10 protein-coding genes and 1 tRNA gene are annotated in these 12,199 nt (G+C 70.3%); 2 read left to right on the top strand and 9 right to left on the bottom strand.

Annotated features, from left to right (window positions below):
• Position 1: 1 nt before the first annotated feature.
• A complete protein-coding gene (locus EV193_RS28555) occupies positions 2-622 on the bottom strand; it encodes an L-threonylcarbamoyladenylate synthase (RefSeq protein WP_130348035.1) in 621 nt (206 codons plus the stop codon).
• Between the two features lie 238 nt (positions 623-860).
• Between EV193_RS28555 and EV193_RS28560 the strand changes: the two genes are divergently transcribed.
• Together EV193_RS28560 and EV193_RS28565 are read left to right on the top strand one after the other, a co-directional pair.
• Positions 861-1,691, top strand: a complete 831-nt coding sequence (locus EV193_RS28560) for a hypothetical protein (RefSeq protein WP_130348036.1) — start codon at positions 861-863, stop codon at positions 1,689-1,691.
• An 84-nt stretch (positions 1,692-1,775) separates the two neighbouring features.
• Positions 1,776-4,508: a chaplin family protein gene (locus tag EV193_RS28565; protein WP_130348037.1), complete on the top strand. Its 2,733-nt coding sequence runs from the start codon at positions 1,776-1,778 to the stop codon at positions 4,506-4,508.
• On the opposite strand, the gene EV193_RS28570 is transcribed toward EV193_RS28565, so the two are convergent.
• The 8 genes from EV193_RS28570 to EV193_RS28605 all read right to left on the bottom strand — a co-directional run bounded on the left by EV193_RS28570 (position 4,505) and on the right by EV193_RS28605 (position 12,157).
• Complete coding sequence (locus tag EV193_RS28570; RefSeq protein WP_130348038.1) at positions 4,505-5,131, bottom strand: LLM class flavin-dependent oxidoreductase; 627 nt, start codon at positions 5,129-5,131, stop codon at positions 4,505-4,507. The genes EV193_RS28565 and EV193_RS28570 overlap by 4 nt on opposite strands.
• Entirely contained in the window at positions 5,128-6,285 is a 1,158-nt protein-coding gene (locus EV193_RS28575) for an LLM class flavin-dependent oxidoreductase (RefSeq protein ID WP_130348039.1), read from the bottom strand. The genes EV193_RS28570 and EV193_RS28575 overlap by 4 nt, the downstream gene beginning before the upstream one ends.
• Before the next feature lie 9 nt (positions 6,286-6,294).
• Positions 6,295-6,843, bottom strand: coding sequence for an NADPH-dependent FMN reductase (gene ssuE, locus EV193_RS28580; protein ID WP_130348040.1), 549 nt, complete (start codon positions 6,841-6,843; stop codon positions 6,295-6,297).
• Between the two features lie 11 nt (positions 6,844-6,854).
• Complete coding sequence (locus EV193_RS28585) at positions 6,855-8,051, bottom strand: SfnB family sulfur acquisition oxidoreductase (protein ID WP_207222846.1); 1,197 nt, start codon at positions 8,049-8,051, stop codon at positions 6,855-6,857.
• Between the two features lie 192 nt (positions 8,052-8,243).
• On the bottom strand, positions 8,244-9,425 hold the full coding sequence (locus EV193_RS28590) for an acyl-CoA dehydrogenase family protein (protein ID WP_242613741.1): 1,182 nt from the start codon (positions 9,423-9,425) through the stop codon (positions 8,244-8,246).
• 32 nt (positions 9,426-9,457) lie between these two features.
• Complete coding sequence (gene sfnG / locus EV193_RS28595) at positions 9,458-10,594, bottom strand: dimethylsulfone monooxygenase SfnG (protein WP_242613742.1); 1,137 nt, start codon at positions 10,592-10,594, stop codon at positions 9,458-9,460.
• 260 nt (positions 10,595-10,854) lie between these two features.
• Positions 10,855-11,766: a LysR family transcriptional regulator gene (locus EV193_RS28600; protein ID WP_130348042.1), complete on the bottom strand. Its 912-nt coding sequence runs from the start codon at positions 11,764-11,766 to the stop codon at positions 10,855-10,857.
• 317 nt (positions 11,767-12,083) lie between these two features.
• Positions 12,084-12,157: transfer RNA gene (locus tag EV193_RS28605), tRNA-Met, on the bottom strand.
• Positions 12,158-12,199 lie beyond the last annotated feature (42 nt).

The raw sequence follows: 12,199 nt of genomic DNA on the forward strand, positions 1-12,199 counted from the left end.
CCTATTCGAATCGGGTGGTGTCGCCGGCTCCCCGGCGCACGATCTCCGGCTCACCCTGGGAGAAGTCGATCACCGTGGTCGGCACGGTGCCACACTCGCCGGAGTCGATCACGGCGTCCACGACGTGGTCGAGCCGTTCCTTGATCTCCCAGCCCTGGGTGAGCGGCTCGTCGAGGTCGGGCAGCAGCAGCGTGCTGGACAGCAGCGGCTCGCCGAGTTCGTCGAGCAGTGCCTGCACGACGATGTCGTCCGGGATGCGCGCGCCGACCGTGCGCTTCTTCGGGTGCATCATGCGGCGCGGCACCTCGTTGGTGGCGGGCAGGATGAACGTGTAGCTGCCCGGGGTGGACGCCTTGATCGCGCGGAACACCGTGTTGTCCACGTGCACGAACTGGCCGAGTTGGGCGAAGTCGCGGCACATCAGGGTGAAGTGGTGGCGGTCGTCGAGCCGGCGAATCTCCTTGATCCGCTCCAGCCCGTCCTTGTTGCCGAGCTGGCAGCCGAGCGCGTAGCACGAGTCGGTCGGGTAGGCGATCAGGCCGTCCTCGCGCAGCAGCGCCACCGCCTGCCCGATCGCGCGCCGCTGCGGGTTGACCGGGTGCACATCGAAGTACCTCGCCATGGACGAGCAGCCTAGGTGATCACACGTTCGGGATCGGCTGTCCCACGATCGAGTCTCCTGATGCCCACCAGGTGTGACGGCTCGATACATGGTCGGGTGAATGCCGTTCTCCCAGGTCACTCGATACGGGCGTTCCCCGGCTCGCCTACTGCCGAGGCCCCGCCGGTCGTGCCAGCCTGTAGCCGCACAGCACTGTGTGTGCACATTCCGACACCCCTGGCACAACGAGGCGAGCCGCATGGCAGACGATCGGGCGCGACGAGGCACGGCGCTGACGCGCTGGTGCTCGCGCCTGCTGCTGGTGCTCGGCGGGGCGGTGATCACGACCGTCGCCGCGTGGATGCTGTCCGAGGTGCCGGCCAGCGCCACCCCGATCGTGATCCAGGCGCCGGCGGACCCGATCAAGGCGACGGCCGAGCACATGAAGTCCACAGTGGACACCGCTGGGGACACCGCTGGCCAGTACGCGGCGGCGACCACCAAGGCCGTGCACGACACAGTCGCCCCCGTGGCCGAGCGCGCCGTCGCCACGGTCGAGCGGGTGGTCGAGCGCACCGGCGTGAAGCGCCTGGTCACCGGCGCGGCGCAGAAGCTCGACGCGCTGCGCCCCGCCACGCCGCCGCTTCCCGTGTCGCAGCTGCTGCCGACGCCCACCGTCGCCGAGCCGCCGACGCTCCAGCCCGCACCCGTGCCGCCGGCGGCCGTTCACCCGGCGCCGCTGCCGGTCGGCACGCCCGATGACCGACCCGTCCAGTTGTCCTCCGCCGCGCTCACGACCGACGAGCAGCACGAGGTCGAGATCAACGCACGGCGCATCGAACCCCGCCAGGCCGACCCGGCCGAGAACGAGCCCGGCTCGCCGCAGCGCCGCGGTGAGCCGAGCACACTGCCGAACCCGCACGCCCCCGCGCCCCACAACGGGAACACCGGCGGCACGGATCACTCCCAGTTCGCCATCGCCACACCGCCGGCGGTCGCGAGCGCTCCGGCCAAGGCCGGCTGGGCCCGCACGGGCACGCCGACCCGGCTGACACGCACCAACGTCCGTCCTGGCGTCACGCCCGACTGACCGGGCGCACGCCCACACCTCGAGAACCATCGCGCGTTCCGGCGCGCTTCGAAGCTGGAAAACCCTGGAATATCAAGGAGAATCATGCACATCTGGGCAAGGCGCGGTCTGCAGACCGCACTGGTAACCGGCGGCCTGTTGATGCTCGGCACGGGGATCGCCTCCGCCGACGAGCGGGTCGACCCGGACCGTCCGGCGAGCCCGCTGGACGGCGGGATCACCATCCCGGTCGACATCGGCGACAACGCGCTGGGCACCCCGCTCGGGCAGCTCGACCTGCCCGGCTACCAGGGCGAGATCAGCACCAAGCAGGTCACCGCACCGCTGAGCCAGGCGCTGCAGAGCAACGCCCCGGTCACCAAGCCGACCCCGAAGCCGAGCACGAAGCCGGCGCCGAAGCCGGCCGCGCTGCTCAACGGGCTGCCCACCGGGATGCCCGACGGTCAGTGCGGGCTGCCCGCGGCCAAGGGCGCCAAGGCCCCGGTCTGCGAGACCACCCCGCCGGTGCCGCGTCCGGACAAGCCGGTCGCGACGGCCGACGACGCCTTCCTGGGCAACCGGGTGAACGCCGACCTCGTGGTGCCGCTGCAGATCACCGGCAACGCGATCGCCGCGCCGCTGTCCTCGGCGACCGTCGCCGGCTCGAGCCACAGCCAGACCTACGACGGCCGGCAGGACATCGAGACGGGCGGCAACGGCTCCGCGCTCGGAGGGAACGTGGTTGACCTGGACTGGGCGGTGCCCGTACAGCTGTCCAACAACGCGGTCGCCTGGGCCGGCTCGGCGCAGTCGATCGGCGGCAACGCCGAGCAGGACGTCGTCACCGGCGGTGACACGACCACCGACGGCCGCAACGGCAGCCTGGCCGGCAACGTGCTCGCCGGTCACTGGGCCACCCCGGTCCAGGCCACCGGGAACGCGGTGAGCTGGGGCGGCAACGCCCAGGTCACCGACTCCACGGCGACCAACTACACGGAGAGCGGCGGCGCGGTGGACACCGCCGGCCGGGACGGCACGCTGTCCGGCAACGCCGGCGCGGCCCCGCTGGCGCTGCCGGTCGAGGTCAACGGCAACGCCCCCACCTGGGGTGGACGATCCGACGTGCAGTCGTCCACCACCACGGTCGACGCGATCGCCGGTGGCACGAAGACCGGGATCAACGACATCCCGACCTACGTGCAGACCGACGGCGACCAGGGCGCTGGATCCGGCAACATCGTGCAGCCGCAGGGCGCCGGCATCGCCAACGTGGCCAGCGTCGCCGCGGCCTGGACCGGCATCGCCACCACGGGCGGGGCGACCGCGCCGTCCACCACCCCGGTGCCGATCCCCAGCCCGGAGCCGGTCGCGCCGATGAGCCCGAACGCGTCGAACAGCAGCTCGAGGACCGACGTGACCTCCGGCGGGTTCTCCAGCACCTCGTCGGAGGGCGGCGTGCTGTCCGGCAACCTGGCCGACGCGCCGGTCGCGGTGCCGGCCGAGGTGTTCGGCATCGGCGGCACGTGGGGCGGCATCGCCCACGCGCTGCACGACAACGAGTCCACCACGGTCGTCGGCGGCGGCACGTACACCAACGGCGACAAGGGAACCCTGGCCGGCAACACCGCGTCCACGCCGGTCGCCAGCAGCCCGGACGTGTTCGCGGTCGGCGGCTCCTGGATCGGCATGGCGTCCGGTCAGGCGACCAACGACAAGGTCGTGCAGGCCGGCGGCTACAACGGCACCCGAGGCAACGAGGGCACCGGCTCCGGCAACCTGATCACCGGCCCGGTCGCGCTGCCGGCCGAGCTGTTCGGCGTGGGCGGCTCGTGGGTCGGCTCCGGTACCGGCATCGGCGAGGAGACGAAGGTCGTCAAGGCCGGCGGCGGCGGGAACACCGAGGACCCGTGCGGCGTCGCGTCGTCCAACCTGGTGGCCGCTCCGCTGTCCACCCCGGCCCAGGTGTTCGGCATCGGCGGCGCCTGGATCGGCCGCGGCGTCGGCGAGGCCACCAACGACACCGAGTCCACGGCCGGCGGCGACTACAAGACCACCGGCGGGTTCGGCACCATCACCGGCAACCTGGTGCAGGCACCGGGATCGCTGCCGGCGCAGGTGCACGGCATCGGCGCCGCGTGGGGCGGCTTCGGCCAGGGCGTGTCGGACAACGAGACCGACTCCACCGCCGGCGGCCACAACCTGGCCGACGGTGAGGGCGGTCAGCTCGCCGGCAACGTGGTGCAGGCTCCGGTCGGCTCCACCGCCGGTGTGTTCGCGCTGGCCCCGGTGTGGGTCGGCCGGGTCACCGGTGACGCCACCAACGAGGTCACCTCGACCGCCGGTGGCGACACCGAGACCAACGGCGACGCCGGCCAGATCTCCGGCAACGTGATCAGCGGGCAGGCCCTGCCGGTCGCCCAGGTCTTCGGCAACGCGGCGAGCTTCATCGGCGCGTCCGACGGCAGCGCGATCAACGAGACCGTGGCCGAGTCGGGTGGCGACATCACCACCTCCGGCCTGGGCGGCTCGCTGTCCGGCAACATCGCCGACGTCCCGGCCGCGGCCGTGGCGCAGGTGTTCGGCAACTCGGCGGCCGTGGCGGGCACCTCCTACGCGTGGGCGGCCAACGACCTGACCGGTCAGTCCGGCGGCACGACCACCACGACCGGCGGCCAGGATCTGCAGATCCCGGTCGGCGCGGTGGCGCAGGTGTTCGAGTTCAGCCCCGCACTGGTCGGCGAGGCCGAGGCGATGGCCACCAACATCACGTCGGTGACCGTCGACGAGACCCCGGCACAGGTCAACGTGCCGGTCGACGGTTCGGGTTTCTCGCTCTAACTCGCGAGTGATTGTTCTGCCGAGGGGGCACGCACCGCGTGCCCCCTCGGCTTTTCCTTGCGCAGCTTGGGAAGCACGCCCTCGGCGAACGAGTACGCCTCCTCCAGGTGCGGCGTGCCGGACAGCAGGAACTCCTCGACGCCGTGATCGCGGTAGTCCTCGATCCGCCTGGCCACCTCGGCGTGGCCGCCGACCAGGGTCAGCACATCGCCGCGCGCGAGCAGGTTCGGGTACACCTCCAGCTTGGACGCCGTGGGTTCGGCGAACAGCCGGCGCGCTCGCGCCCACGCCTCGCCCGAGGTGTCCCGGCTGATCACGTGCAGCCGCACGGCCCGCCCGATGATCTCGGGTGGCGAGGCGCTCTCGATCGCCGTGGCCAGCACCAGCCGCTCGCCGGCGTAGTGCCGGAACGTGGCGACCGCCTCGGGTGCGACATCCGCCGGCACGGTGAACCGCAGCCGCTCGGTCGTCGTCGCCAGCAGGGCGGCGATCACCAGCGGATCGCCTTCTCCTTCTGGCAGAACGACTCCGTCGAATCCGAGGTGCTCGGCGGTACGCGCGGCGTGGGTGAGGTATTTCAGCGTCGCGGGACGGTCCGGCAGCACCCAGTGCACGGCGGTCACGGCGTGGCCCCCGCGAACGGGATCGCCGCGCGCACCGGTTCGGCGCCGGCGTCCACCGGATGCCGCCACACACCCCGGTCGCGCAGCAGCGGCAGCACGCCCTCGCCGAACCAGTACGCCTCCTCCAGGTGCGGGTGCCCGGACAGCACGAACTCCGAGATGCCCAGCGCCGCGTACTCCTCGATCCGCTCGGCCACCTCGACGTGACTGCCGACCAGCGCGGTACCCGCTCCCCCGCGCACCAGACCGACGCCGGCCCACAGGTTCGGGTACACCTCGAGCGAGCCGGTGCGGCCGCCGTGCAGCGCGCGCATCCGGGCCTGCCCCTCCGAGCCGCTCCTCGACAGTCCACTTTGGACAGACGCGATCACGTCCGGGTCGAGCGCGGCCAGCAGCCGGTCGGCCTCGGCCCACGCCTGCGCCGAGGTGTCCCGGCTGATCACGTGCAGCCGGATGCCGAAGCGCGGCGGCGTCCGGCCCGCCTCGGCCGCCTCCTTGCGGATCCAGGCGATCTTGTCGGCGACCGCGTCCGGCGGCTCGCCCCAGGTCAGGTACACGTCCACGTGCCGCGCGGCCACCCGGCCGGCCGCGGGCGAGGAGCCGCCGAAATACACGTCCGGCACCGGATCGGGCACCCGGTCCAGCCGCGCGTCGTCCACCTTCACGTGCTCGCCGTGCAGCGACACCCGCTCGCCCCGCCACAGCGCGCGCACCACGGTGAGGAACTCGTCGGTGCGCTGATACCGCGCCTGCTTGCCGAGGTGATCGCCGTAGGCGCGCTGCTCGTGGTCCTCGCCGCCGGTGACCACGTTCAGCAGCAGCCGCCCCTCGGAGTGCCGCTGGAACGTGGCGGCCATCTGCGCGGCCAGCGTCGGTGACACGAGCCCGGGCCGGAACGCCACCAGGAATTTCAGCCGCTCCGACTCGCGGGCGAGCATCGCGGTGGTGAGCCACGCGTCCTCGCACCACGCGCCGGTCGGGGTGAGCGCGCCCTCGAAGCCGAGTTGCTCGGCGGCGCGGGCGATCTGCGACAGGTACGCGATCGTGGCCGGACGGTCGCCACCCGCCGTGGTGACCGCCGTGCCGTGCCCGCCGCCGACCAGGTAGCGGCTGTCGCCGTAGGTCGGCAGGAACCAGTGGAACCGCAGTGTCATGGTCAACTCCTAGGCCACGGCCAGCGCGTGCCGGCCGCGCACGACCTCGGAGAACGCGTCGACGATCGGGTACAGGTCCTCGGCGGCCCGCTGGTCCAGCCGCGCGTCGCCGGGCAACGGCTCCACGTGCCGGTCGAGCACGAACCAGCCGGGCACGATGTGGTCCGCGCCGAGCGAGGACAGCACCGGCCGCAGCGCGTAGTCGATCGCCAGCACGTGCGCCGGGGTGCCGCCGGTGACCACCGGCAGCACGACCTTGCCGGCCAAGGCGAACTGGGGCAGCAGGTCGAGCAGCAGCTTGAGCACCCCGCTGTAGGCCGCCTTGTACACCGGCGAGGCGACCACCACGCCGTGCGCGCCGGCGATCGCGTCGGCCACCTCGGCGATCTTCGGATGCGTCGAATCGGCGTGCAGCAGCGGCTCGGCCGGCAGGTCGCGCACCCGCACGACGCTCGCGGTGTGGCCGTCGCCGCGCAGACGCGTGGCGAGGTGATCGGACAGCGCGCCGGTGCGCGAGGTGACCGACGGGCTGCCGGACAGGATGATCAAGCTGGTCATGGGTGATCTCCTCAGATCAGGCCGTGCCGGGGCGGCGGCGAACCGGTCAGCGCGTATCGCCCGATGTGCTGGACCTTCCAGCGCACCGGGTCGTGCAGCGTGTGCGTGCGGGCGTTGCGCCAGTGCCGGTGCAGGTTCAGCGAGTCGAGCGCGGACCGGGTGCCGGACACCTCGAACAGCGCGTTGGTCACCTCGACGGCGGCCCGGTCGGCGAACGCCTTCGCGGCGGCCACGGCGATCGACGCGCTCGCCACGCCCGGCTCGTCGAGGGTCGCGCCGTCCACCGCCCGCCCCGCCTCGGCGAGCAGTGCCTCGGCCGCGCGCACGGTGATCTCCAGCTCGCCGAACCGCTGCACGGTCAACGGATCCTGGTCGGCGCGCTCGACTCCCGCCTCGAACCACGGCCGGCTGCGGGTGCGCACGAACTCGGCCGCCTCGGCCAGCGCGCCGCGCGCGATGCCGGCGTCGATCGCGGCGTGCAGGATCTGCGCCCGCGCGCCGTAGAGCTGCGGGCCGGTGAACGTGAGGTGGTGCGGCAACACGCGATCGGCCGGCACCCGCACGCCGTCCAGCCGCACGCTGCCGCTGGCCGTGGTGCGCTGGCCCATGCCGTCCCAGTCGTCGGTGACCGTCACACCGTCGGCGTCGGCCGGCACGTAGGCGACCACGATCTTGTCCTCGTCGTCCTTGGCCAGCACCGGAATCCAGTGCGCGAACAACGCGCCGGTCGAGTAGTGCTTCACGCCGTCCAGCACGTAGCCGTCAGCTGCCGCGCGCAGCCGGGTGCGGTAGTCCTGCACGTGCTTGGTGCCGGCCTCGGACTGCGCGTTGCCGAACCGCCTGCCGGCGAGCACCTCGGTGAAGAAGAACCCGCGCTGATCGGCGTTTCCGTTGTGCCGCAACGCGTTCACGTACACGAAGTGGCTCTGCGGGATCTGCGCGATGTTCGGATCGGCGGCGGCGAGCAACCGGAACACCTCGGCCACGGTCGCCGTGCCGACGTCCGCGCCGCCGTACTCGCGCGGCACGGTGATCGCGAGCAGCCCGCTGGCCGACAACTCGTCCAGCTCCGCCTCGGGGAGCCGGCGCACCGCGTCCCGCTCGGCCGCCCCCTCGGCGAAGGTGGCGGCGAGCCGCGCCGCGACCGCCAGCGCCTCGTCGGCATCGGCGATCACGTGCGCGACCCGCTCCATCAGACTCTTGCTCATAGTCCCGCCATTCCGTCCTCGCAGGGTGACCCACCGGGCGCGTCCAGGTGGATGAGCTGAGCTACATCGGGTCGTGTGATGGGAGCGACTCGTATTGGGCATACTCGAGCGGACGCCAACGCCGTAGATCGCCGCCTGGGCGTGCCCTAAGTGACCACCCACGCAAATTGGGAACAAGCCCTTGTCCGGTCATCACGTGTACCAGGTTGGTTCTGGCAGCTCACCCAGCAGCGCGTACCGCCCGACCTCGACCCGCTTGTAAGCGACCGGGTCGTGCAGGCTGTGCGTGCGGAGGTTGCGCCAGAAGATGTCCAGCCCGACCGCGTTCGCGCTCGCCCGCGCGCCGGTGACCTCGAAGATCCTGGTGCCGATCTCCAGGCCGACGTCGATCGCGCGCTGCTTGGCCGCCGCGATCACGACGGCCGCCTCGCCGCGCTCCTCCGGCGTCACGGTGTCGGCGTGCGCGTTGATCGCCTCGATCTTCGCCGCGGCCCGGTCGGCCAACGCCTCGGCCGCCCACAGCTTGGACTGCAGATCGCCGTAGGTGTCGAGGATGTAGAACTCCTCGCCGGCCGACTCCTTGTTGTCGCCGCCGTAGGGCCACGGGCGGGTGCGGTCACGCGTGTAGGCCGTCGCGGTGGTCAGCGCGCCGCGGGCGATGCCGAGGTAGAAGTTGGTGAACACCAACTGGATCAGCGGCACGTTGAGCGTGTTGTAGGTCCTCGGCTGGAACTCCTTGCCGACGTAGCCGGCGGCCAGCTCCCACGGCACCCGCACACCGTTGATCTCCACGCTGCCGCTCTCGGTCAGCCGCTGGCCGAGGTTGTCCCAGTCGTCGTTGAACACGATGGCGGGCTGGTCGGACGGCACGATCGCGAAGATGTGCTTGTCCGTTCCGTCCAGCACGCCCTCCAGCACGGTCACGTCGGAGACCTTGCTGCCGGTGGAGAACGACTTGCGGCCGGTGAAGACGATCTCGTCGCCCTCGTCGGTGATCGTCAGGTCGTTGTCGCGCGGGTTGATCGCGCCGCCGAAGAACCACTTCTCGCGGGTGGCCTGCTCCTCAACGGCGGCGATCTGCTCGGGTGTGGCGACCAGTCGCGCGGCCCACGCCCACAGGTAGTGGTAGCCGATGAGCTGGCCGATCGAGCCGTCGCCGCTGGCGATCTCGCGGATCACCCGGTACGCGGTGGTCCAGTTCTGGCCGCCGCCGCCATGCTCGACCGGACCGAGCAGGGTCACCAGGCCGGTGTCCTTGAGCAACTGGACCTCGGCGTGCGGGGTCCGGTTCGCCCGCTCCCGTTCGACGGCGTCGGAGGCCAGGATCCCGGCCACCTCGGCGGCCTTGGCGAGCCACTCCTGCGTGGTGGTCACTGTCGTCGTCCCTGTTGTCGTCCCTGTTGTCGTCACTGGGTCACCCCCGCCGGCTCGGGCGTGCCGGCACCGATCGGCAGGTCGGCCTCCAGCTCGCGCACGATCGGCAGCACATGCTTGCCGAAGTACTCGACTTCCTCGTGGTAGTGCAGGAATCCGAGGAGCAGCAGGTTCACCCCGCGCCGCTTGTACTCGACGATCCGGTGCGCGATCTGCTCCGGCGTGCCGATCAGCTTGCTGCGGAATCCGTCGTTGTACTGGATCAGGTCCTCGAAGTCGGAGTCGGCCCACATGCCCTTGCGGTCCGAGGTGGACCCGCCGGCCTGGCGGACGGCGTCGCGGAATCCGTGCACCGCGTCGACGTTCGCCTTGTCCACGATCTCGCGCAGCGTGTCGCGCGCCTCGGCCTCGGTGTCCCGGGCGATCAGGAACGCGTTGAGCCCGAACCGGACGGCGCGATCGTGCGCCTGGGCGGTCTCGCTGACCTCGGCGATCTGCTCGCTGATCCCGTCGAAGTCCTTGCCGTTGCTGAAATACCAGTCCGACACCCGCCCGGCCATCGCGCGCGCGGCCGTGGAGTTGCCACCCTGGAAGACCTCCGGGTGGGCGCGGCCGGGCACCTCAACCGGCTTCGGTTTCAGGTCGTAGCCGTGCAGCCGGTAGAAGTCGCCCTGGAACTCCGCGTCGTCCTGCGTCCAGCTCGCGCGCAGCACGCGGATGAACTCCTCGGACCGCCGGTAGCGCTCGTCGTGCTCCAGCCACGGCTCGCCGAGCGCGGTGAACTCGCCCTTGAACCAGCCGCTGACCACGTTCACCGCGGCGCGTCCACCCGACAGATGATCAGCGGTGGACAGCAGCTTCGCCAGCACGCCGGGATGCCACAGCCCCGGGTGCACCGCGGCGATCACCTTCAACCGCTCGGTGGCCAACAGCAGCGCGAGGCTGAAACTGGTGGACTCCTGCTGATAGGCGGCCCCGTAACTGGCCATGTAGCGCACCTGGGACAGCGCGTACTCGAACCCGTTGTTCTCGGCCAGAACCGCCAACTTCTTGTTGTACTCGTACCCCCAATCGGTGCGTTGTTCGATCGTGCTGGTGACGAGCCCACCACTGACGTTCGGCACCCAATAGGCGAACTTCAACGGCTGCTCAAGATTTTCCGCAGACACGGCAATACTCCAAAAAGTGGAAGAGGCACAAGGCAAAGCCCTACGTTTGACGCGGGCGACAATCGATCAACGAGCGGTCAGCTCGGACACCCTTGGCCGGCGATCCGCGCGAAATCGAGATGCCGCCGCCGGGTGAGATCCCATCGGTCAACGATTTCGGCGATCATGCCTGAAACCCTACGGAGAACAACGCCGATCGGTCTACCAGCCATTCACGAACCGCCGATAGGGTTTCCCTTCCAAGCCACCCCATGGCCTGCTCACGCCGCGCTCGCACCCATCGCGTTAGCCCGCCTGACCAGCACATCATGCAGGTTCCGAGCGGCCAGCGGAGGCGCCCCGGACCGACGCCGCTGCACCACCAGCAGCACGTCCACCATTCGGGAATCCAGCGGCCGCCACGTGATCGCCCCTGCCCGCTCCAACGGATCCCCCACCACACTGAATTCGGGAAGTACGGTCGCCCCAAGCCCCTCAGCCACCATGATCTTTCCCATCTCCGCCCCATCGGTCGAATAGGAAAATACCGGCTGCCGCCCATCCAACAACCGGTGCACGAACCGATGCATCACATACCCCGACCGCATGACGATCAAGGATTCCCTCAACAAATCCTCAACCCCCACCGCCGACAAACCCGCCAACCGACTGTCCGGCCGAACACACACCACCGCCCGCCCCCGAAGCAGTTCAGTCGTATCAAACTCCGGCGGCCAATCATCCCCCGCCAAATAATTGACCAACCCCAAATCAAACCCCCCATCCAACAACCCCCGATGAATCTCGGCCTGCTGCACATCCACAACCTCAACCTGCGTCCCCGAATGCGCCGCCCTGAACTCCCGAATCGCCGGAATCACCAGCGAAACAGTCGCCGCGTTCACCGTCCCCACCCGCACCATCCGACTCACCAGATGCTGCTCCCCCGCCGCCCTCCGCAGTTGATCAACCGCATCCAAAACCTGCCCGATATAAGGCAGCAGCTCCCGCCCCACCTCACTGATCCGAGCCCCCGACCTCCTCCGATCCAGAAGGTCAACCCCCAACTCCCGCTCCAAATTACGCAGCGTCTCACTCAGCGCAGGCTGCGAAACATGCAGTTCCTCGGCCACCCGGCGCAAAGACCCCAACCGAGTAACCGCTTGTATGTATTCGAGCTGCTCAACCCGCACCCCCAAACCGTACGAACCAACCCCCACCCCCACCACCACTCCCACCAAGCGGAACTCCCAGGTGCAGAACGCGGAACTCACCGGCGCACAGCGCGGAACTCACCGATGCACAGCGCGGAACTCGCGCCAAGAGGGCGCCCCGCGCCCGAATAGGCGCACCCCAAACGCGCCCACGAACGCGCGCAGCGCGTGAGTAGGGCGCACCCCGCTGAAAGGTGACCCGATAGGAACCTGGGGGTCTGGGGGCTGGGCCCCCAGAAATAATGCGAAAGAGGCCCTTGCCTGCGCTTTCCGCAGGCAAGGGCCTCTCGACTCTGTAGCGGGGACAGGATTTGAACCTGCGACCTCTGGGTTATGAGCCCAGCGAGCTACCGAACTGCTCCACCCCGCGTCGGTGACACCAACTGTACGTGTCGGTGACGAGTTGGGGCAA

It is taken from the genome of Herbihabitans rhizosphaerae (assembly GCF_004216555.1).
Taxonomy (GTDB): Bacteria; Actinomycetota; Actinomycetes; order Mycobacteriales; family Pseudonocardiaceae; genus Herbihabitans; species Herbihabitans rhizosphaerae.